This is a genomic window from Burkholderia sp. SIMBA_062 (assembly GCF_046534765.1).
GTDB lineage: Bacteria > Pseudomonadota > Gammaproteobacteria > Burkholderiales > Burkholderiaceae > Burkholderia > Burkholderia ambifaria.
The window spans coordinates 79,945-101,412 of the sequence record NZ_JAWRYD010000018.1; the positions used below are offsets into that span (position 1 = coordinate 79,945).

Consider the following 21,468-nt stretch of genomic DNA (forward strand, 5'->3'; position numbering starts at 1 on the left):
AATATTGATGGGAGAGTGGGCCGCGGAATTGCCGCGGCAGGATACCGGACGTACGGGCTGCGGATAGCGATCTGTGCGGCCCCGGCCGCACGCGCCGCCGGTTCTCCCGTTCAGTCGGAATCATCGCGCCGAAGCCGATGTGATGCTGTTCACGCCGTTTTCCACGTGCGACGAAAACTCACGCGCGACTTTCCATCATCACTTCGGCGCTGCAATGCAGCTCGGCTGTCGCCTTGGTCTGATCCAGTCTATAGCCCAACGTATAAATGGCGGACAGGCGCAAGCCATTCTCGATGCCGAGCTTCAGTTTTTGCCGGATTCGGTAGATGTGTGTATCGAGAGAGCGCGATTCCGTTCCCAGTTCTCGTCCCCAGGCCGTCGTTGCGAGCTGTTCGCGAGACATGATCTTGCCGATGTTGTTGAACAGGCACGCAACGAGCTGGAATTCCTTCGTTGTCAATTCGATCGTGGTGCCGCGCAGCTTCACGGCACGATGCACGGGGTCCAGCAGATACTCGCCGGCCCGAATCGGCTCATCGCGCTTCACGTTCCGCGCGACGCGGCGCAGCAACGCATTGACCCGCGCAGCCAATTCCTCCGCGCGGAACGGTTTGCTCAGGTAGTCGTCGGCGCCGGCTTCCAGCGCTCTGACGACATCGAGCTCCTGGACGCGGCTGGTCAGGAACAGAACGCCGTATTCGACATCGGCGCGCGTACGAATCCAGTTCAGCACTTCGATGCCTGTCAGACACGGCAAGTGCCAGTCGAGGACGACCGCGTCGACCGACTCGGATCGCAGGTAACGCAACGCCTGCTCTCCATCGACGACGACCTTGATCGTGTGGCAGAACGGAGCGAGTGCGTTCTGCACTTCCTCCGCCTGAACGGGATCGTCCTCCACAACCAAAATGCGCATTCGTGCCCCCGAATATCGTGGTTGGCCTTCTCGATTTGACATCGCAAAACATGGCGTTGCGGGCCCGCAAACGTTTGCCTTTCAAGGCGTGCGGAACAACCGGTTAGGGAATATAAATCATCGCCAATGAACGCGATTGTGACATTTTGTGAATTCGTCGTATGAATGTTGACGCCGGTAAAAAGCGCCGGAACGCGGGCATTTTCCGGGGAATTCTTACTTGCCCGCGCGACGCTTCGATAAGCAGAACGACGGTTTCGGGCCAACGCGACACACGGATGTCGCAATCGTGCGAACGTTCCCGGCACGATGCAGCCTTGGTTGGAAAACTGTATGAATATACAGTATAGTATCCGTCGAACTCGAGCGGCGCGGGCACGACCCGTGCGGCACGTGCGCCGCGTCTGCGGGCATCGGCCGCAGCGTTCCGGCACCGTGATTCCGGCTAACTCATTCAGACGGGCAGGCAAATTGTCATCCAGCAATCTGATCCGCATTCGCGGAGCACGTCAGCACAACCTCAAGAACCTCGATCTCGATCTGCGCACCGGCGAAATGACGGTCGTCACCGGCCCGTCGGGCTCCGGCAAGTCGAGCCTCGTATTCGACACGCTGTACGCGGAAGGCCAGCGGCGCTACGTCGAGACCTTCAGCGCGTATGCGCGGCAGTTCCTCGACCGGATGGACCGCCCGCAGGTCGAGCGCGTCGACGGCGTGCCGCCCGCGATCGCGATCGACCAGACCAACCCGGTGCGCAGTTCGCGCTCGACGGTCGGCACGATGACCGAGCTCAACGATCACCTGAAGCTGCTGTACGCGCGCGCCGCCGAGCTGTTCGACCGCCAGACCGCGCGGCAGGTGCGGCATGACACGCCCGAGACGATCTACGCGGAACTCGTCGAGCGCACGCGCGCCGACGATCCGCGCGTCGTCGTCACGTTCCCGGTCGAGCTGCCGGAAAGCGCGTCCGAGGACGAAGTCGCGCAGTGGCTGTCCGCGAGCGGCTACACGCGCGTGCAGGCGCAGCGCGAAGTCGCGTCGCCCACCGGCCCGCGCAAGCTGCTCGACGTGGTGGCCGATCGCTTTCGCGTCCAGCAGGCCGACAAGGTGCGCGTGGTCGAGGCGATCGAGGCGTCGCTCAAGCGCGGCGGCGGCCGCGTGAACGTCTACGTGCTGGCGCCGGACGCGGACAACGCGCTCGCCGCAACCGTCGAGCCGCTGGTGTGGCGCTTCTCCACCGGGCTGCACGATCCCGACAGCGACCTGCGCTACGCGGAGCCGCAGGCGGCGTTGTTCTCGTTCAACTCGGCCTACGGCGCATGCGAAACCTGCCGCGGCTTCGGCCGCGTGATCGGCGTCGATCTCGGCCTCGTGATCCCCGACGCGCGCAAGACGCTGCGCGGCGGCGCGATCAAGCCGATGCAGACGCCCGCCTGGAAGGAATGCCAGGACGACCTGATGCGCTACGCGGCGAAAGCCGGCATCCCGCGCGACACGCCGTGGTCCGACCTGACGGACGCCCAGCGCGCATGGGTGATCGACGGCTCGCCGGACTGGAACGGCAAGTGGCAGAGCCAGTGGTACGGCGTCAAACGCTTCTTCGGCTATCTCGAATCGAAGGCGTACAAGATGCATATCCGCGTGCTGCTGTCGAAGTACCGCAGCTACACGCCGTGCGACGTGTGCGGCGGCGCGCGCCTGAAAACGGAATCGCTGCAGTGGCGGCTCGGCTCGAAGGCGAACGCCGACGCGGTGCTCGCGCCCGCCGATCGCTTCCTGCCGCGCGGCGTCGACTGGACGCGCGCGCAGCTCGAGGCGCTGCCGGGGCTGACGGTGCACGACCTGATGCTGCTGCCGATCGAGCGTATTCGCCGCTTCTTCGACGACGTGAGCCTGCCGAGCGCGCTGCTCGACGACGCGCTGAAGCTGCTGCTCGCCGAGGTGCGCACGCGCCTGAAATACCTGTGCGATGTGGGCCTCGGCTACCTGACGCTCGACCGGCAGAGCCGCACGCTGTCCGGCGGCGAGGTCCAGCGGATCAACCTGACCACGGCGCTCGGCACGTCGCTCACGAAAACCCTGTTCGTGCTCGACGAGCCGAGCATCGGGCTGCATCCGCGCGACCTCACGCGAATCGTCGAGGCGATGCAGCGGCTGCGCGACGCGGGCAATACGCTGGTCGTCGTCGAGCACGATCCGTCGGTGATGCTCGCGGCCGACCGGCTGATCGACATGGGCCCGGGGCCCGGCGAGCGCGGCGGCACGATCGTCTACGACGGCACGCCGGGCGACATCCGTTCCGCACACACGCTGACGGGCGAGTATCTGGGCGGCCGCAAGCATGTCGCGCATGCGTCGAACTGGGCGCGCCGCCCGGTGGACGCGAACACGCCGCGCATCGTGCTCGAAGGCGCGACCGAGCACAACCTGCGCGACGTGACGGTCGAGATTCCGCTGCAGCGGCTCGTGTGCGTGACGGGCGTATCGGGTTCCGGCAAGTCGACGCTGCTGCAGGACGTGCTCTATCCGGCGATGGCGCGCCACCACGGCAAGGCGACCGAGTCGCCGGGCGCGTTCCGCGAGCTGACGGGCGCCGACCAGGTCGGTGACGTCGTGTTCGTCGATCAGTCGCCGATCGGCAAGACCACGCGGTCGAATCCGGCCAGCTATGTCGGCGCGTTCGACGAGATCCGCAAGCTGTTCGCGAAGGCGCCGCTCGCGCTGCAACGCGGCTACGGCGCGGGCACGTTCAGCTTCAACTCGGGCGACGGCCGTTGCCCGACTTGCGGCGGCTCGGGCTTCGAGCACATCGAGATGCAGTTCCTGAGCGACGTCTACCTGCGTTGCCCGGACTGCGACGGCAGCCGCTACCGCGCCGAGATTCTCGAAGTGCGCATCGAGCGCGACGGCCGTGCGCTGAACATCGCCGACGTGCTCGACCTGACCGTCAGCGAGGCGACCGCGTTCTTCGCGACCGACGCCGAGGTGCTGCGCGTGCTGCAGCCGATCGTCGACGTCGGTCTCGAATACGTGAAGCTCGGCCAGCCGGTGCCGACGTTGTCCGGCGGCGAAGCGCAACGGCTGAAGCTGGCCGGCTTCCTCGCCGAATCGGCGGCGGCCGCCGGCGGGCGCCGCGTCGCCAGCGAGGAGGCGCGCGTCGCGCGGGCGAAGCTGTTCATGTTCGACGAGCCGACCACCGGGCTGCACTTCGACGACATCGCGAAGCTGATGCAGGCGTTCGGCAAGCTGCTCGCGGCCGGCCATTCGCTGATCGTGATCGAGCATAATCTCGACGTGATCCGCGCGGCCGACTGGCTGATCGATCTCGGCCCGGAAGGCGGCGACGGCGGCGGTCGCGTGCTGTGCGCGGGCACGCCCGACGACGTGAAGGCCTGCGCGGAATCGCATACCGGCGTCGCGCTGCTGCAGTACGACCGCGCGATGGATGGCGAAACGGCGTTGGCCGACGAAGGCGTGCCGCTGCAGGCCGTGCTGAACGCCGCACGCGAGCGGCGCGCGATCGAGGGCGAGGACGTCGTGCGGATCGTCAATGCACGCGAGCACAACCTGAAGGCGCTCGACGTCGACATCCCGCATGGCAAGTTCAACGTGATCACCGGCGTGTCGGGTTCCGGCAAGTCGACGCTCGCGTTCGACATCCTGTTCCACGAGGGCCAGCGCCGCTACCTCGAATCGCTGAATGCGTATGCGCGCTCGATCGTGCAGCCGGCCGGGCGGCCGGAAGTCGACGCGGTGTACGGCATTCCGCCGACGGTGGCGATCGAGCAGCGCCTGTCGCGCGGCGGCCGCAAGAGCACGGTCGCGACCACGTCCGAGGTCTGGCACTTCCTGCGGCTGCTGTATGTGAAGCTCGGCCTCCAGCATTGCATCCACGACGGCACGCCGGTCACGTCGCAAACCGTCGAGTCGATCGCCGCGCAGCTGCTGCGCGACCATCGCGGCGAGCACGTCGGGCTGCTCGCGCCGCTCGTCGTCAACCGCAAGGGCGTGTATACCGATCTCGCGAAATGGGCGAAGGCGCGCGGCAGCACGCATCTGCGCGTGGACGGCGAGTTCGTGCCGGTCGATCCGTGGCCGAAGCTCGACCGCTTCCGCGAGCACACGATCGAGCTGCCGGTGGCCGATATCGTCGTGTCGCCGGACGACGAAGCCGAATTGCGGCGGGTGCTCGACGAGACGCTCGAACTCGGCAAGGGCGTGATGCACCTGCTCGCGCCGCTCGACGGGCTGCACCACGCGGTGCAGAACGGTCATTCGACCGCGCGCGTCGGCGAGGTCAAGGTGCTGTCGGTCAAGCGCGCGTGCCCGGTGTGCGGCACGAGCTATCCGGAGCTCGATCCGCGGATGTTCTCGTACAACAGCAAGCATGGCTGGTGCACGACCTGCGTGGGCACCGGCGTCACGCTCACGCGCGAGCAGCGCGCGGCGTACGACGACACGGTGCGCGCCGGGGATGATCGCGGCCGCGAGCAGACGCTGCCGTCGGACGAGCAGGAACCGGAAGGCGTCGGCAACGAGCCGTGCCCGGATTGCGGCGGCACGCGCCTGAACCCGTCCGCACGCGCGGTCACGTTCGACGCGCATCCGATCGTCGAGGTCGCGCAATGGACGGTGTCCGATACGCGCCGCTGGATCGACGCGCTGGAACTGACCGGCCGCGACGCGCAGATCGCGCGCGACATCGTCAGCGAGATCGGCAGCCGCCTCGCGTTTCTCGAGGAGGTCGGGCTCGGCTACCTGAGCCTCGATCGCGCGGCGCCGAGCCTGTCGGGCGGCGAAGCCCAACGCATCCGGCTCGCCGCGCAGCTCGGCAGCAACCTGCAGGGCGTGTGCTACGTGCTCGACGAGCCGACGATCGGCCTGCATCCGCGCGACAACCGGATCCTGCTGGACGCGCTGCGCAAGCTTGGCGACAAGGGCAACACGCTCGTCGTCGTCGAGCATGACGAGGACACGATTCGCCGTGCCGATCACATCATCGACGTCGGCCCGGGCGCCGGCAAGCGCGGCGGCACGCTGGTCGCCGAGGGCGCGGTCGCCGATCTGGCCGCGCAGCCGGATTCGGTGACGGGGCGCCTGCTCGCGCAGCCGATGACGCACCCGCTGCAACCGCGCCGCGCGGTGAGCCTGGCGGGCAAGAAGGGCGCGCCGGCGGTGCCGGAGGCCTGGCTGACCGTGCACGACGCGACGCTGCACAACCTGCGCGACGTCACCGTCGGCATTCCGCTCGCGCGGCTCGTCGCGGTGACGGGCGTGAGCGGTTCGGGCAAGTCGACGCTCGCGCGCGACGTGCTGATGACGAACCTGCTCGACGCGGTCGGCCGCTCGGTGCTGTCGTCGCCGGCCACGCGGCGCGCGCGCAAGGCCGCGCAGCAAGGCGCGCCGGCCGCCAACCGCCGCTCGAGCGTGCTCGCGCGCAGCGCGCCGCGGCCGTCGCTGAACGTCACGCATGCGTGGCAGGGCTGCGCGTCGCTGAGCGGCTGGGAGCGGATCGACCGCGTGCTCGAGGTCGACCAGACGCCGATCGGCAAGACGCCGCGCTCGTGTCCGGCCACCTATATCGGCGTGTGGGACACGATCCGCAAGCTGTTCGCCGATACGCTCGAAGCGCGGGCGCGCGGCTACACGGCGTCGCGTTTCTCGTTCAACACCGGCGACGGGCGCTGCCCCGCCTGCGAAGGGCAGGGCGTGCGCACGATCGGGATGAGCTTCCTGCCCGACGTGAAGGTGCCGTGCGACGTGTGCCACGGGCAGCGCTTCAATCCGGAGACGCTCGCGGTCACGTGGCGCGGCCGGAACATCGGCGACGTGCTGACGATGGAGATCGACGAAGCGGTGGAGTTCTTCGCACCGATTTCGAACATCGCGCATCCGCTGCAGCTGATGAAGGACGTCGGTCTCGGCTACCTGACGCTCGGCCAGCCGTCGCCAACATTGTCGGGCGGCGAGGCGCAGCGCATCAAGCTCGTCACCGAGCTCACGAAAGTGCGCGACGACATCACGCGACGCGGCCAGAAGGCGCCGCACACGCTGTACGTGCTCGACGAGCCGACGGTCGGGCTGCACATGGCCGACGTCGCGAAACTGATCCGCGTGCTGCACCGGCTGGTCGACGGTGGGCATAGCGTCGTCGTGATCGAGCACGATCTCGACGTGATCGCGGAAGCCGACTGGATCATCGATCTCGGTCCGGAAGGCGGCGTGGGCGGCGGCACGATCGTCGCGGCGGCACCGCCGGAAGGGCTCGCGCAGGTGAGCGCGAGCCATACGGGGCAGGCGTTGAAGCCCGTGCTGGCGCGAACGGCTGCGGATGGCGGTGAAGCGGAGCGGCAGGACGAAGCGCGGGTCGGTTAAACGCAATGCGTGCGGTGAGCGGCCCCGGTGTCTGGCAAGACACCGGGGCCGTTCTCATTTCGTCATGCGAGCCGCCGCACTCATTGGCTCTTGACGCCGATCGCGTCGATGATGGTCTTCAGTTGCTGGCTCATCGGCAGGTTCAGACTCACGCCCGACGGAAGCGGACGCAGGAACCAGCGCTTGTACTGACGCGTGATCTCGCCGTCGACGGCCAACTCCTCGAACGTGCTCTTCACGACCTGCGCGAACTGCGGATCGTCCTTGCGGAACATGATTCCGTATGGGTCGTATGATAGGTAATCGCCCACCACGTCGTACTGGCCGCCCTTGCCCGCATTCTCGGCAATCAGCCCGTACAGCAGCACGTCGTCCGTCGCGAACGCGTCGGCGCGGCCGCTCGCGACGAGCGCGAAGCCCTGCGCATGGTCCGGCACCACCTGCAACTGGATCCCGAGCTTGAACCGTGCGTCCAGATCGCGCAGCGCCTTCTCGTTGGTCGTGCCGGCCGTCACCGCGACCTTCTTGCCGGCGAGATCGCGGAATGAGCGGATCGGCGCGCCTCGCTTCACCATCACCTTCGTGCCGGCCACGAAGATGATCGGCGAGAACGCCACGCGCTGCTGGCGCTCCAGGTTGCTCGTCGTGGAGCCGCACTCCAGATCGACGTTGCCGCTGACCACCGCGTCGATGCGGTTGTCGGACGTGACCGGCACCCAGCGGATCGTCAGGCTCTTGTTGACCGCATCTTCGATCGACGACACGAGCGCCTTGCAGAGCTCGATCGAATAGCCGATCGGCTGGTTGCGCGCATTCAGGTACGAGAACGGTATCGACGCGTCGCGGTAGCCGAGCGCGATCGTGCCGCTGCTGCGCACCTTCGCGAGCGTGCCGGTCAGTTGGGCCGGCGCGAGCGGCTCGGCGCGCGGCGGCGGTGCGGGCGCATCGTCAGCACGTGCGGTTGCGCCCACGGCAAGCAGGGCTGCGAGCGCGAGCGCGCGCCAGAATCGCTGCATCTTCATCGCCGGGCCTCCGTCAGACGTCCGCCGGATGCGCGATCGTGCCTTCCTGCTCCGCCTCGATGCGCGCCAGGTTGGCCTCGGCTTCCGCCTCCGACATGAGCTGGCCCTCCCATTTCGCGACCACGGCGCTCGCGATCGAGTTGCCCACCGCGTTGGTGGCCGAGCGGCCCATGTCGAGGAACGTGTCGACGCCGAGGATCAGCAGCAGCCCGGCCTCCGGCAGCCCGAACTGGTGCAGCGTGGCGGCGATCACGACGAGCGATGCGCGCGGCACGCCGGCCATGCCCTTCGACGTGAGCATCAGCACCAGCAGCATCGTGATCTGCGTGCCGAGCGACAGGTGGACGTTGTACGCCTGCGCGATGAACAGCGACGCGAACGTGCAGTACATCATCGAGCCGTCGAGGTTGAACGAATAGCCCATCGGCATCACGAAGCTCGAAATCTTGCGCCGCACGCCGAACCGGTCGAGCGCATCGAGGATCTTCGGGTACGCGGCTTCGGAGCTGGCGGTCGCGAACGACAGCATGAACGCTTCCTTGATCAGCGCCAGCAGCTTGAACACGCGTCGCCCGAGGAACGCCATCCCCGCACAGACGAGCAGCGCCCACAGCAGGAACAGGCTGAGGTAGAAGTCGCCCATGAAGACCGCGAACTTCAGCAACACCGACAGCCCGTTGACCGCGACGGTCGCGGCCATCGCGGCCAGCACCGCGAGCGGCGCGAGCTTCATCACGTAGCCGGTGATCTTGAGCATCACGTGCGACAGCTGGTCGATCGCGGCCACGAGGATCTTGCCGCGCTCGCCGAGCGCGGCGAGCGCCACGCCGAAGAACATCGAGAACACGACGATCTGCAGGATTTCGTTGTTGCTCATCGCCTCGGCGAACGACTTCGGCACCATGTGGCCGACGAAATCCTTCAGCGTGAACTTGGAGGTCGCGAGGTTCGCCGATGCGCCGATGTCCGGCAGCGGCAAGCCGAGGTTGTCGCCGGGGCGGAGCAGGTTCGCCATGAACAGGCCGAGCAGCAGCGAGATCAGCGACGCGGTGACGAACCAGCCGAACGCCTTCACGAACACGCGCCCGACCGATGCCGCGTCGCCCATGTGCGCGATGCCGACGACCAGCGTGGAGAACACGAGCGGCCCGATCACCATCTTGATCAGGCGCAGGAACACGTCGGACACGAGCGAGATGTAACCGGCGATTTCGGTGGTGGCTTTCTTGTCGGGAAAGCTCGTGTAGATCATGTAGCCGATCACGATGCCCGCCACCATCGCGACCAGGATCCAGACGGCTGCAGCATTCTTTTTCTGCATCGTGAGCCTCCCATGCACCGGTTCGGCAACCGGGGATGGAAGGACAATACAGGACACAAAAGGCGATGAACAGTGCAACCGGGGTCGGGGTTTGCGCTAGCGCGGGGTCGCGACGGATGGCCGCGCAGAGAGGGCGCCGGTAGCGCCTCGATGTTCGGTGGCGGCGCAACCCGGTGCTCTATTTGTGCAGCGCAGCGCGGGGCCGTTTGACCGCGCCGTGATCGCCGTGATCGCCGTGAGCGGGCGCCGGAGCCTCCCCATGAGGTCGCGAGTCCTGCGGGCATGCATCGCATGATGGCCGGCGGCGGGACGTCGTACCTTAGTCATGCGCGCCAGGGTCCAGCAGGCTCGTGCTGAAATCGCACGCCTGCGCCGCGAGCCGAACAATATCGGCGGTCAGCGAATGCGCGCGCTCGGCCCGGTGCAGCGCGACATAGCGAACCGGCGGCAGCGCCGGCCGCGTGCGCACGATGTCCAGCGCTTCGCACGCGACCAGATGCGCGACGCACGCCTTTGGCAGATAGCTGACACCGAGCCCCGACAGTGTCAGGCCGATCTGTGCGATCAGGCTATTGCTCGTCAGCACGCGCTGCATCGCGACGCCATGTTCCTGCAGAAAGCGCGTGTACAGATGCCCCGTGCCCGACAGCGTGCCTTGCAGGATCAGCGGAAACCGCGCGACGTCCGTCAACGAAATGGCCGTCTTGCGCTTCGGCATGAACCCGGGCGCGCACATCCACGCATTGTCGACCTCACCGACCACCGTCGCCGCGAACGACTCCGCCGCATGAATCTGCGGGACGACGATCAGGTCGATCGTGTCGGCCGCCAGGCGCTCGCGCAACGTGGCGGTGAGGTCCACCTCGGCCTCGACGTGCACCCGCGGATAGGCGGTCTGGATCGCCGCGATCAGGCGCGGCAGCCAGGTCAGTGCGGTCAGTTCGGTCACGCCGATCCGGACATGCCGCACCAGCGCTTCCTTCGAACTCATCCGCTCGACGACGCGGTCGCGTTGCTCGAGCAATTCCTTCGCATGGTCGAACAGTTCGGCGCCCTTGTCGGTAAGCCGGGCGCTGCGATGCGCGCGGTCGAACACGGTCAGGTCGAACGCACGTTCGAGCTCCTGGATCCGTTTCGAGACGGCCGATTGCGTCGTGTTGAGGCGCGTGGCCGCCGCGTCGAAAGAGCCGAGCTGCACGATCCAGTACAGCGCTTCCATCTGCTTGAACGTGAGCATCGCATCGCCCTCATTAGATGAGAAAAAGCGATATTTTTACATATCAAAAAATCGCTTTTTTTACATATATCGGCTGTTTAAGGTTCTGCCATTGCATTGCTTGCCGAGTGCGTTCGCCAGAAAGCGCGTCGCGTCGCCGCCAGCGTTCAATCGAACCCCTTTACTTGGAGACAGCATGGACACCGTCATCGAATCCCCGCCCGTGGGCGACGCGGCGCACAAGCCGCGCATCGGCCTTGCATGGCAGATCGTCATCGGGCTCGTCATCGGCATCGCGACCGGGTTCGTGTTGAACCGGTTCCCGTCATTGCGCGACACGGCCGTGTCCGGGTTGCTGCAGCCGGCCGGCGACATCTTCATCAAGCTGGTGCGGATGATCGTCGTGCCGATCGTGTTCACGAGCATGGTGATTGGCATCGCCGGCGTGGGCGACGGCAAGTCGCTCGGCCGCATCGGCATCAAGACGCTCCTCTATTTCGAGGTGATCACGACGATCGCGATCGTCCTCGGGCTCGTGATCGGCAACGTGCTGCAGCCGGGCGTCGGCACCGACATGTCGCAACTCGGGCACACGGACATCTCCCGCTACCAGCAAGCGACGCAACAGGTGCAGCAGGCGCACCACGGGCTGATGGCGCTGGTGCTCGGCATCATCCCGGACAACATCGTCGCATCGATGGCGAAGGGCGACCTGCTGCCGGTGATCTTCTTCTCGCTGCTGTTCGGGCTCGGGTTGCAATCGGTGCCGGACGAACATCGCAAGCCGGTGATCGCGATGCTCAAGGGCGTTGCCGACACCATGTTCAAGGTGACGAACATGGTGATGCGCTATGCGCCCGTCGGCGTGTGCGCGCTGATCGCGGTGACGGTCGCGAGCTTCGGCTTCGGGTCGCTGCTGCCGTTGCTGAAGCTGGTCGCGGTGACTTACTTCGCAATCCTGCTGTTTGCGATCGCCGTGCTCGGCGTGACCGCGCGGCTGTTCGGGTTCCGCATCCTGACGCTGCTGCGCGTGATCAAGGACGAGCTGATCATCGCGTTTTCGACCTGCAGTTCGGCGACCGTGCTGCCGCAACTGATGAAGAAAATGGAGGACTACGGCGTGCCGAAGAGCATCACGACGTTCGTGGTGCCGACCGGCTACACATTCAACCTCGACGGCGCATCGATCTATCTCGGCATCGGCACGCTGTTCGTCGCGCAGCTCTACGGCGTGCATCTCGACTGGCAGCAGCAGATCCTGCTGACGCTGACCATGGTCGTCACGTCGAAGGGAGCCGCGGGCGTGCCGGGCTTCATGTTCGTGATCATGCTCGCGACGCTCGCGAGCGCCGGGCTGCCGCTCGAAGGGCTGGCGTTCATCGCCGGTGTCGACCGAATCATGGACATGGGCCGCACCGCGCTGAACGTCGTCGGCAACGCGCTCGCGCCGCTCGTCATCGCGAAATGGGAAGGCCAGTACGACGCCGCAAAGGGCCGCGCATACCTGGAATCGCTGCGCGGGTGAACGCCGCCATGCCTGGATCGCACAACATTCCGAAGCAAACAGGAGCATCGAAGATGAGCAGTACCCGTGGAGCATTTTTTCCCGACGCATTGATGGAGCAGATCAAGGCGCGCTTTCATCACGTCGATCACGATCTCGACGGTCGCGCGCGGTTGTTCTTCGACAACGCGGGCGGATCGTTCCGGCTCAAGGCCGCGGTCGACGCGTATGCGCGGATCGATGCGCTGCCCGATTGCCCGGAGCGCATCCATGAGCGTGCGCTCGACCTTCAAGCAATCCAGTCGCGCGGCGAGGACGACGTTCGAACGATCCTGAACGCGCAGGGCGGCACGGTATACGCGTCGCTGACGGCATCGGGCGCGATGTTCGACATGGTGCGCGCGATCATGGAAAACGTGCCGGGCACCAATGCGGTGACAACCGTTCTCGAGCATCCGTCGTCCTACGACGCGATGACGTACTACGCGGAACGTACCGGCAAGACGCTGCGCATCGCGCCGAGCAATCCGGAGACCGGCGGCGTGGACGTCGACGCGATCGTGTCGCTGATCGACGCCGATACCGCGCTGCTCAGCGTGATGTTCGCGTCGAATATCTCAGGCGCGAAATTCGACATCGAGGCGATCGTCGCGCGTGCGCGGGAGAAGAAGCCCGGCCTGTTCATCGTCGTCGACGCGGTTCAGCATGCGCCGCACGGCATCATCGACCTGCAGCGTACGCCGGTCGACGGGATCAATTTCGCGCCGTACAAGTTCTTCGGGTGCCGCGGCTCGGGCATTTCGTGGCTGTCGCCGCGTGCGGCCGCGTTGCCGCATCACCGGCTCGCCGCGAAGGAGAGCGGCGTTTGGGAACTGGGCAGCCCGGCGCCCGCGCAGTTCGCGGTCGTGACGTCGATTGTCGATTACGTCACGTGGATCGGCAGGTATTTCGTCGATTCGGACGATCGGCGCACGCTGTTCGTCGAGGGCATGCACCGGATCGAACTGCATGAGCGCGCGCTGCTGGCCGCGTTGCTCGACGGGTGCGGCGGTAGCCGCGGGTTGCGCTCGATCGACGGCGTCGAGGTCTACTGGGATCACGACGACCTGACGACGCGCGACCTGATCGTCGGGATCGGCTTCGCGCACCTCGAACCGACGCAAGCGGTGCGGGAATACGAGAAGCACGGCGTGATCGTCTATGAACGCGTCGCGTCGAGCCTGTATTCGGGCCGGATGTTGAAATCGTTCAAGCTCGGCGGCGCGGTGCGGATCTCACCGCTCCATTGTCATGCGCCTGACGATATCGCGCGATTCCTGGCGATCACCGGGACGCTGGCGGCGAACCGCTGATTGACGACACGGCCCGGATCTTCCGGGCCGTGTCGCATCCGGCGCCAGAAAACGGCCGCGCAATAGGTTCGGGCTATGACCGGCAGAGCGAATCGATAGTTGTCGTCATGCGGGATTGCGCGTGTAATGGCTCGCGTTACCGGATGAGCCCAATGACCCGATGGAGGAGCAGCGCGTGAAGATCGTAGTGGCGGTGAAACGGGTGGTCGATTACAACGTGAAGGTCCGCGTGAAGTCGGACAACACGGGCGTCGACATCGCGAACGTGAAGATGTCGATGAACCCGTTCGACGAAATCGCGGTGGAAGAAGCGGTGCGCCTGAAGGAAGCGGGCGTGGCGACCGAAGTGATCGCGGTGTCGGTGGGCGTCACGCAAGCGCAGGAAACGCTGCGCACGGCGCTGGCGATCGGCGCGGATCGAGCAATCCTCGTCGAATCGAACGACAGCGTCGAGCCGCTGGCCGTCGCGAAGATCCTGAAGGCGCTGGTCGACAAGGAACAGCCGCAGCTGGTGATCCTCGGCAAGCAGGCAATCGACGACGATTCGAATCAGACGGGCCAGATGCTGGCCGCGCTGGCAGGCCTCCCGCAAGCGACGTTCGCGTCGAAGGTGACGGTGGCCGACGGCAAGGCCACCGTTGCGCGTGAAGTCGACGGCGGCGCGGAAACGCTGTCGCTTCAACTGCCGGCGGTCGTGACCACCGACCTGCGCCTGAACGAGCCGCGCTACGTGACGCTGCTGAACATCATGAAGGCGAAGAAGAAGCCGCTGGAAAACGTGAAGCCGGAAGACCTGGGCGTGGACGTCGCGCCGCGTCTGAAGACGCTGAAGGTGGTGGAGCCGCCGAAGCGCGCGGCCGGCGTGAAGGTGCCGGACGTGAAGACGCTGGTCGAGAAGCTGAAGACCGAAGCCAAGGTGCTGTAAGAGGGAGCGGAAAGAAATGACGATTCTGGTGATTGCAGAACACGACAACGCGTCGATCAAGGCCGCGACACTGAACACGGTGGCGGCGGCGGCGAAGATCGGCGGCGACATCCACGTGCTGGTCGCGGGCCACAACGCCCAAGCGGCGGCAGATGCTGCAGCGAAGATCGCAGGTGTGTCGAAGGTGCTGCTGGCCGACGCGCCGCAGCTCGAAGCGGGCCTGGCGGAAAACGTCGAGGCGACCGCGCTGAACATCGCGAAGGACTACTCGCACATCCTCGCGCCGGCCACCGCCTACGGCAAGAACATCGCGCCGCGCATCGCCGCGAAGCTGGACGTCGCGCAAATCTCCGACATCACGGCGGTCGATTCGGCCGACACGTTCGAGCGCCCGATCTATGCGGGCAACGCGATCGCGACGGTGCAGTCGAGCGACCCGATCAAGGTCATCACGGTGCGTGCGACCGGTTTCGATCCGGTGGCGGCGGAAGGCGGCAGCGCGTCGGTCGAGAAGATCGAAGCGGCAGCCGATGCAGGCAAGTCGCAATTCGTGAGCCGTGAAGTGACGAAGCTGGACCGTCCGGAACTCACCAGCGCGAACATCATCGTGTCGGGCGGCCGCGGTCTGGGTAGCGGCGAGAATTACACGAAGGTGCTGGAGCCGCTGGCCGACAAGCTGTCGGCGGCACTCGGCGCATCGCGCGCGGCAGTCGACGCCGGCTACGTGCCGAACGACTACCAGGTCGGCCAGACCGGCAAGATCGTCGCGCCGCAGCTGTACATCGCGGTCGGCATCTCGGGTGCGATCCAGCATCTGGCGGGCATGAAGGATTCGAAGGTGATCGTCGCGATCAACAAGGACCCCGAAGCGCCGATTTTCAGCGTGGCCGACTACGGCCTCGTCGGCGATCTGTTCACGCTCGTGCCGGAGGTGGTCGATGCCGTCTGATGCCTCGGTGCGCGCGAGCGTCGGACGCTCGGCGCCTGCCCAGTCATACCTGTTCGTGCCGGGGAACAAGCCCGAGCGGTTCGACAAGGCGCTCGCCAGCGGCGCCGACGCGGTCATCATCGATCTCGAGGATGCTGTCGAACCGGACGCGAAAGCGGCGGCGCGCGACGCGATCGTACGGTGGGTTTCGCCCGAGCATCCGGTGCTCGTGCGGATCAACGCGCGGAACACGCCGTGGTTCGAGGCCGACGCCGCGCTTGGCGCGTTGAAGGGCGTGGCGGGTATCGTGCTGCCGAAGGCCGCGCGTGCGGACGATGTGTGCGCGGCCGTCGCGCTTGCGCGCAGGCGTGTGCCCCTCTATCCGTTGATCGAAAGCGCGCACGGCATGTGGAACGCGCTCGACGTCGCGAAAGCGCCGTACGTCGCGCGGCTGATGTTCGGCACGCTCGATTTCATCGCGGACATGGGCATGTCGGACGATGGGGTTTCGCTCAATCACTTTCGGTCGCAACTGACGTTGATTTCGCGGGTGGCCGGAATCGAGTCGCCGGTCGACGGCGTGACGCCGGACATTCACGACGGGGAGCGCATCGCGCGTGACGCGCTCAACGGGAAGCAACTAGGGTTCGGCGCGAAGCTGTGCATTCACCCGAAACAGATCGCATTCGTGCACAAGTGCTTTCGGCCGAGCGAGGATGAGGTGCGCTGGGCGCGGCAGGTGCTCGATGCGATGCGCGAGTCGAAGGGCGGCGTGGTGACGGTCGACGGGAAGATGGTCGATCGGCCCGTGTTGCTGCGTGCGACGCGGATCGACGAGCTGGCGTCATCCGCTGGCGCGGCAGCGAAAGGGGCGGCCCGCGCATGATCGGACGCGGATGCCGCCGCCACCCGCACGAACGGCGCGGTCGCGCATGACGCACGGAACGTGCGCATTACGGCTCCCCAGGAGCAGGGGCGCTCATCAGCTCGACGACCCAGTCGATGAACGCCCGCAGTTTTGCACTGACGTGGCGGTTCGGCGGATACGCGATGTATAACGGCATCGGATCGAGTTGCCAGTCTTCGAACAACGTGACGAGTTCGCCGCGCTCGAGATGCGCTTTCGCCATATATCGCGGCAGCCACATGATGCCGAGGCCCGCCACGCCGGCCGCGAGATAGGCATTGCCGTCATCGACGGCGAGCGCGTAACGGCCTTGCACCGCGACGGTCTCGCCGTGGCGATGCATGACGAGCGGATAGAGTTTGCCCGCGCGTCCCCACGAGAATCCGACGATGCGGTGATGCGAGTTTTCGAGTTCCGCCGGATGCGAAGGCGTGCCTGCGAGTGCGAGATAGCCGGGCGACGCAACGATGCCGAGCGGCAGGTCCGCCACGCGCCGGGCGACCATCGACTGATCGTTCGGCTCGCCGCCGCGCACGACGCAATCCACGTTCTCGCCGATGATGTCGACGGCACGGTCGCTCACGCCCATGTCGAGCTGAATGTCCGGATAGCGGGCGAGGAATGCCGGCAGCGCGGGGATCAGGATCAGGCGCGCGAACGGGCTTGGCACGTCCACGCGCAGGCGGCCTCGTGGCACCGCCGATGCGCTCGACAGGCTCGTTTCGGCGTCGTCCATATCGGCGAGCAGCCGGGTCACGCGTTCGTAGTACGCGATGCCGTCCGGCGTGACGTTGATCCTGCGCGTCGTCCGGTTCAGCAGCCGGACCCGCAAGCGCGCCTCGAGCTGCTGGACCAGCTGCGTGACCGTGGTCTTGCTCATATGCAGCGTCTCGGCTGCCTTCGTGAAGCTGCCCGCCTCGACGACCCGGACGAAAGCGCGCATCGCATCGAAGCGATCCATGGGTGTATGCCTCGCATTTGAATTGTTTGCATTTTACAAACGGTCATGGACAGGGATGGCCGTTTATCGCGCGGGTGTCGGTCGGTAAAGTGGGCCGATCGAAACCAGTGATCAATGGAGGTGAAGATGGGCAAGCGCGATGTGGTGTTTGCGCCGGGACGTCGGGCGCTGTATGAGCGCAACCGGTACTCTCCGGCCGTACGGGCGGGCGGGTTGCTGTTCGTCTCCGGTCAGGTGGGCAGTCGTGATGACGGGACGCCCGAGCCGGATCTGCAGGAACAGGTGCGGCTCGCTTTTCGAAACCTGAATGCGATCCTGCACGCGGCCGGATGCACGTTCGACGATGTGGTCGACGTCACGGTGTTCATGGTCGATCCGCAATCGACCTTCGAGCGCGTCTGGCAGGTCGTGCCGGAGTTCTGGGGCGACGCGCCGCATCCGGCGCTCACCGCGGTCGGCGTGACCTGGCTGTACGGCTTCGACTTCGAGATCAAGGTCGTGGCGAAGCTTCCCGTCGCCGTGTGACGGCGTCCGCCTGCCGAATGACGCAATTCGAGGGTTCCCGGTAAAATAGGCCTCTCCTGGGTTTTCGGTAACGCTGTCATGCATCGAATCGGATTCTTCGTTTGCCGCGGCTACGATGCGCTTGATCTGGGCGGCCCACTGGCGGCTTTCAATCAGGTGGCCACGGCCGCGGGCCATACGCCGTACGATCTTCATGTCATCTCGCAGTCCGGCGGCCCGGTTCATGGCAATACGGGCCTGTCGATCGAGACGAAGCCGATCGGAAGGCGCGCGTTCGACACCGTCGTTTTCGTGGGCGGCGATATCGAGCCGATGCAGACATCGGAAAATATCGCCGCCGCCAGAAAATTGGCCGCCAAGGCATCGCGGGTGGCGAGCGTGTGTACGGGCGCGTTTCTGCTCGCGGAAACGGGCTTGCTGGACGGCTTGAGAGCCGCGACGCACTGGCGATACGCCGCGCTATTGCAGGCGCGCTTCCCTCACACCCGGGTCGACGGCGACAGCATCTACGTGGTGGACGGGCGCGTCTGGACGTCGGCGGGCATCGCGTCCGGAATAGACCTGGCGCTCGGCATGATTGAACGAGATATGAGCGCGGCGACTGCGCGCGCTGTCTCCAGGCTGTTGGTCGTTCCGTATCGTCGACCGGGAGGGCAGTCGCAATTCTCGGCCATGTCGCAGATGGAGCCGGAATCGGATCGCATCCGCATCGCGCTGAATTTCGCCAGGGAGCATCTGGCTGAAGCCTTGCCTGTCGAACGGCTTGCCGATGCCGCAAGATTGAGCTTGCGACAGTTCGGCCGCGCCTTTCGCCGGGAAACCGGAGAAACGCCCGCCAAGGCAGTCGAGCGTCTGCGCGTCGAAGCCGCGAGGCTGCGCCTGCAAAGCGGCAGCGAACCGATCGAACAGATCGCGTTGGCGGTGGGATTCACCGATCCGGAACGGATGCGACGGGCCTTCATCAAACTGCACGGGCATCCACCGCAAGCGATTCGACGCGAGAGCAGATCGAACGGCGCGCGCTGATCGACCGCCGGCCGATCGGCGCGCGGCGTGGTCAACGCCCGTCTGACGGGCGATTTCGCCGGCCGCTCAATGGTCGGCGGTTTTGACCGGAGGGTAGTCGTTCCACATGTCGCGATGCAGCTTCCACTCGCCGGCCTGCTTCACAAAGACGAGGATCTGCTTGGCGCGGATCTGGAGCTTTCCATCGTGATCGCGCACTTCCGCATCCGACACCTCCGTCACCATCCGGTCGTCACCGTAGAACTCGTAATGGCTGAACGATACGGTGCCCGGTTTTGATCCGGCATAGCCCTTGGTGAGGTAGTCGGCGATCGCGCGGCTTCCGGTGACTTTGTCGCCTCCGGGCGGCAAGAGGGTGCCGTCGTCGGTGTAGAGGCGGCCGATCGCCTCATAGTCCCCGCGCGCAAAAGCATTCGCCCATCGTGCGTTTTCGGCCTTGATGGCCGCTTCGGGCGGACGTTGCGCGCCGCCGGCCGTGGCCGGCGCCGTGAATGCGAAAAAGGAGACGCAGGCTGCCAGAGCAGCGGTACAAAGACGGATCTGTTGCATCGTGTGATTCCCGTACGGGTTTGAATGGAAAGGGCGGCGCCAAATGGGCCGGTGGAGCGGGCAGGGGCCGCGGCCTGCCCCTGTTGCAGACAAGCGTTTCAGCGAACGCCGGGGATTCGTGCGAGCCCCCTGGATGCGCCGGGCAGCTTCTTGTCGACCATCGCGATGACTTCGGGCCGTGCGTCCCTTGGATGACCGGAGTGGAACGGCGGAGCGGGGTCGTATTCGATCGCGAGTTGCGTGAATTCGGCGGCCTGTCGACCGCGCAGTTTCGCTGCCACGCGAAGGGCGAAGTCGATGCCTGCCGTCACGCCGCCGCCGCTCATGAACCGGCCGTTGTCGTCTTCGACGAAGCGCTCGGGCACGGGAATCGCGCCATATTCGGACAGCTTGTTGACGAAGGCCCAGTGGCAGGCGCTTCGCTTGCCGTTGAGCACGCCGGTTGCGGCGAGCACGAGCGATCCGTTGCATACCGACGTAACGTGCTTGGCGCTCTCCGCCAGACGCCGGATCTGCGCCTGATACGCCGGTCGCATCGGCGCCGACAGATCGGACCCGCCGGGGACCAGGATCACATCGGTCCGCTCGATATCGGCCAGTCGTTCGGTGTTGCCATACACGACGCCAAATTCGAGCGTCACGTTGCCTCCATCGAGGCTCGCGTAGCGAACGTTCGTATTGGGTAGCCGGTGGAAAATCTCGCTGGGGCCGGCGAAGTCGAGAAGCGTACCGCCGTCGTAATTGACGATCAGAATGTTGAGGGGCGCAGTTGGGGCAAGCAATCCCTCGCTGCCTGCTGGTGCGGGAACGGTCGTGGCATGCCCGAGCAACGCGCTGCCGCCCAGGACGGCGCCGAGGGTGGCGGCGCTTCCAAGCTTGAGCACATCGCGGCGCGAGCGGCCTGCTCGGGTGAGTGGCTTTACGAAAGTATTGTTATCGCTACTGTCGGTCAAGATGAATTCTCCTTACACTTCGGCCGCTCGGCGACTGCCACCGGGCTCGGCCGGTTTGAATAAGCGCCACGACGAACCGCGTGGCGGACGTGAACCGCAGGCTTAAAGCTGCGACGCACCGCCATCGACGACCAGTTCGGTGCCGACGACGTAGGAGGATTCGTCGCTGGCGAGATAGAGGGCCGCGTAGGCAATGTCCTCGGCCTTGCCCAACTGGCCCACCGGAATCGTCGCGGCGAACTCGGCGCGACGGTCGCGAACCCATTCGTCGGACATGCCCCATCTGGTGATCAACGGCGTGTTCATCACGCCGGGCGCGATCGCGTTGAAGCGGATTTTCCGGTCGAGAAACTCGTAGGACCAGCTGCGGGCGAGCGATCGCACGGCGGCCTTCGCAGCGGCGGTCAACGAGATGCCGTGCTTGCCGGTCTGCGCAACGAACGACGTGTTGAGGATCACTGAGGAACATTCCCGCAGGTACGGCAGCGCCGCTTGAAGCGTGAACACCACGCCCTTGACGTTGACGTCCATGATCTCGTCGTAGAGTTTGTCGTCGATGTCGTCGACCGCGGACGGGAAAGCCCAGCCGGCGTTGGCGAACACGACATCCAGCCCGCCGAATTGCTCTTGTACGTCGGCAGCAATCGCTCGCATGTCCTGGATCGAACGCACGTCGCCCTTGAGAACGAGCGCGTGCTCGCCAAGCTCGGCCTTCACCCGCTCGAATACGGAATCGTCGCGACCCGTAACCGCTACTCGCGCGCCTTCCGCAATGAACAGCTTCGCGGTTGCAAGACCGATGCCGCTGGTTCCGCCCGTGATCAACGCGGACTTGTTCTTGAGCCTCATGTTCCATTCCTTTCCATGTCGTGATTGATCCGGGCGAACGCTCGAAACGCAATCGCGTTCGTGCGCGTTTCCCGGCGTGATCTTCGATGCGAAGTATGGAATGTGACGCGCATGGCGCAAAGGTCGTATAACCCTCAAA

General features: G+C 65.7%; 16 protein-coding genes. 8 read left to right on the forward strand and 8 right to left on the reverse strand.

The features are described 5' to 3' along the window. Positions 1 to 178 precede the first annotated feature (178 nt). Entirely contained in the window at positions 179 to 916 is a 738-nt protein-coding gene (locus tag SB786_RS20665; protein ID WP_410729092.1) for a response regulator transcription factor, read from the reverse strand. 471 nt (positions 917 to 1,387) lie between these two features. Between SB786_RS20665 and uvrA the strand changes: the two genes are divergently transcribed. Next, a complete protein-coding gene (uvrA, locus tag SB786_RS20670; RefSeq protein WP_410729093.1) occupies positions 1,388 to 7,291 on the forward strand; it encodes an excinuclease ABC subunit UvrA in 5,904 nt (1,967 codons plus the stop codon). A gap of 80 nt (positions 7,292 to 7,371) precedes the next feature. On the opposite strand, the gene SB786_RS20675 is transcribed toward uvrA, so the two are convergent. The 3 genes from SB786_RS20675 to SB786_RS20685 form a co-directional block, all read right to left on the reverse strand. Next, positions 7,372 to 8,313: an amino acid ABC transporter substrate-binding protein gene (locus SB786_RS20675; protein ID WP_410729094.1), complete on the reverse strand. Its 942-nt coding sequence runs from the start codon at positions 8,311 to 8,313 to the stop codon at positions 7,372 to 7,374. Positions 8,314 to 8,326: 13 nt separating this feature from the next. Then, entirely contained in the window at positions 8,327 to 9,634 is a 1,308-nt protein-coding gene (locus SB786_RS20680) for a dicarboxylate/amino acid:cation symporter (RefSeq protein ID WP_105832175.1), read from the reverse strand. A 319-nt stretch (positions 9,635 to 9,953) separates the two neighbouring features. Beyond that, positions 9,954 to 10,871 carry a LysR family transcriptional regulator gene (locus SB786_RS20685; RefSeq protein WP_410729095.1) on the reverse strand — a complete coding sequence of 306 codons (918 nt, stop codon included), beginning with the start codon at positions 10,869 to 10,871 and terminating at the stop codon, positions 9,954 to 9,956. Between the two features lie 175 nt (positions 10,872 to 11,046). Here SB786_RS20685 and gltP point away from each other — a divergent pair, with 175 nt between their 5' ends. The 5 genes from gltP (at position 11,047) to SB786_RS20710 (ending at position 16,445) form a co-directional block, all read left to right on the forward strand. Next, positions 11,047 to 12,375 (forward strand): glutamate/aspartate:proton symporter GltP, encoded by a 1,329-nt coding sequence (gene gltP, locus SB786_RS20690; protein ID WP_410729096.1) that lies wholly within the window; start codon positions 11,047 to 11,049, stop codon positions 12,373 to 12,375. Positions 12,376 to 12,428: 53 nt separating this feature from the next. Beyond that, complete coding sequence (locus SB786_RS20695; RefSeq protein ID WP_410729097.1) at positions 12,429 to 13,706, forward strand: aminotransferase class V-fold PLP-dependent enzyme; 1,278 nt, start codon at positions 12,429 to 12,431, stop codon at positions 13,704 to 13,706. Between the two features lie 175 nt (positions 13,707 to 13,881). Next, positions 13,882 to 14,631, forward strand: a complete 750-nt coding sequence (locus tag SB786_RS20700) for an electron transfer flavoprotein subunit beta/FixA family protein (protein ID WP_410729098.1) — start codon at positions 13,882 to 13,884, stop codon at positions 14,629 to 14,631. A gap of 16 nt (positions 14,632 to 14,647) precedes the next feature. Beyond that, positions 14,648 to 15,580: an electron transfer flavoprotein subunit alpha/FixB family protein gene (locus SB786_RS20705; protein WP_410729099.1), complete on the forward strand. Its 933-nt coding sequence runs from the start codon at positions 14,648 to 14,650 to the stop codon at positions 15,578 to 15,580. Beyond that, positions 15,570 to 16,445: an HpcH/HpaI aldolase/citrate lyase family protein gene (locus tag SB786_RS20710; protein WP_410729100.1), complete on the forward strand. Its 876-nt coding sequence runs from the start codon at positions 15,570 to 15,572 to the stop codon at positions 16,443 to 16,445. The genes SB786_RS20705 and SB786_RS20710 overlap by 11 nt, the downstream gene beginning before the upstream one ends. A gap of 67 nt (positions 16,446 to 16,512) precedes the next feature. On the opposite strand, the gene SB786_RS20715 is transcribed toward SB786_RS20710, so the two are convergent. Then, positions 16,513 to 17,427: a LysR family transcriptional regulator gene (locus SB786_RS20715; protein ID WP_410729102.1), complete on the reverse strand. Its 915-nt coding sequence runs from the start codon at positions 17,425 to 17,427 to the stop codon at positions 16,513 to 16,515. A 126-nt stretch (positions 17,428 to 17,553) separates the two neighbouring features. On the opposite strand from SB786_RS20715, the gene SB786_RS20720 reads away from it, so the two are divergent. Next, positions 17,554 to 17,952 (forward strand): RidA family protein, encoded by a 399-nt coding sequence (locus SB786_RS20720; protein WP_410729103.1) that lies wholly within the window; start codon positions 17,554 to 17,556, stop codon positions 17,950 to 17,952. Between the two features lie 78 nt (positions 17,953 to 18,030). Beyond that, positions 18,031 to 18,978: a GlxA family transcriptional regulator gene (locus tag SB786_RS20725; protein WP_410729104.1), complete on the forward strand. Its 948-nt coding sequence runs from the start codon at positions 18,031 to 18,033 to the stop codon at positions 18,976 to 18,978. A gap of 66 nt (positions 18,979 to 19,044) precedes the next feature. Here the strand turns inward: SB786_RS20725 and SB786_RS20730 are convergent, their stop codons facing one another. From SB786_RS20730 to SB786_RS20740, 3 genes are all read right to left on the reverse strand, one after another. After that, on the reverse strand, positions 19,045 to 19,527 hold the full coding sequence (locus SB786_RS20730; protein ID WP_410729106.1) for a YybH family protein: 483 nt from the start codon (positions 19,525 to 19,527) through the stop codon (positions 19,045 to 19,047). Between the two features lie 98 nt (positions 19,528 to 19,625). After that, entirely contained in the window at positions 19,626 to 20,480 is an 855-nt protein-coding gene (locus SB786_RS20735) for a DJ-1/PfpI family protein (RefSeq protein ID WP_410729108.1), read from the reverse strand. A gap of 102 nt (positions 20,481 to 20,582) precedes the next feature. Further along, positions 20,583 to 21,329 carry an SDR family oxidoreductase gene (locus tag SB786_RS20740; RefSeq protein ID WP_410729162.1) on the reverse strand — a complete coding sequence of 249 codons (747 nt, stop codon included), beginning with the start codon at positions 21,327 to 21,329 and terminating at the stop codon, positions 20,583 to 20,585. Positions 21,330 to 21,468 lie beyond the last annotated feature (139 nt).

Coding starts and splice junctions, on each gene's coding strand:
- SB786_RS20685 (WP_410729095.1), bottom strand. CDS start 10,871: ATGCTCACGTTCAAGCAGATGGAAGCGCTGTACTGGATCGTGCAGCTC.
- SB786_RS20695 (WP_410729097.1), top strand. CDS start 12,429: ATGAGCAGTACCCGTGGAGCATTTTTTCCCGACGCATTGATGGAGCAG.
- SB786_RS20665 (WP_410729092.1), bottom strand. CDS start 916: ATGCGCATTTTGGTTGTGGAGGACGATCCCGTTCAGGCGGAGGAAGTG.
- SB786_RS20710 (WP_410729100.1), top strand. CDS start 15,570: ATGCCGTCTGATGCCTCGGTGCGCGCGAGCGTCGGACGCTCGGCGCCT.
- SB786_RS20740 (WP_410729162.1), bottom strand. CDS start 21,329: ATGAGGCTCAAGAACAAGTCCGCGTTGATCACGGGCGGAACCAGCGGC.
- SB786_RS20705 (WP_410729099.1), top strand. CDS start 14,648: ATGACGATTCTGGTGATTGCAGAACACGACAACGCGTCGATCAAGGCC.
- gltP (WP_410729096.1), top strand. CDS start 11,047: ATGGACACCGTCATCGAATCCCCGCCCGTGGGCGACGCGGCGCACAAG.
- SB786_RS20730 (WP_410729106.1), bottom strand. CDS start 19,527: ATGCAACAGATCCGTCTTTGTACCGCTGCTCTGGCAGCCTGCGTCTCC.
- SB786_RS20680 (WP_105832175.1), bottom strand. CDS start 9,634: ATGCAGAAAAAGAATGCTGCAGCCGTCTGGATCCTGGTCGCGATGGTG.
- SB786_RS20715 (WP_410729102.1), bottom strand. CDS start 17,427: ATGGATCGCTTCGATGCGATGCGCGCTTTCGTCCGGGTCGTCGAGGCG.
- SB786_RS20675 (WP_410729094.1), bottom strand. CDS start 8,313: ATGAAGATGCAGCGATTCTGGCGCGCGCTCGCGCTCGCAGCCCTGCTT.
- SB786_RS20725 (WP_410729104.1), top strand. CDS start 18,031: ATGCATCGAATCGGATTCTTCGTTTGCCGCGGCTACGATGCGCTTGAT.
- SB786_RS20720 (WP_410729103.1), top strand. CDS start 17,554: ATGGGCAAGCGCGATGTGGTGTTTGCGCCGGGACGTCGGGCGCTGTAT.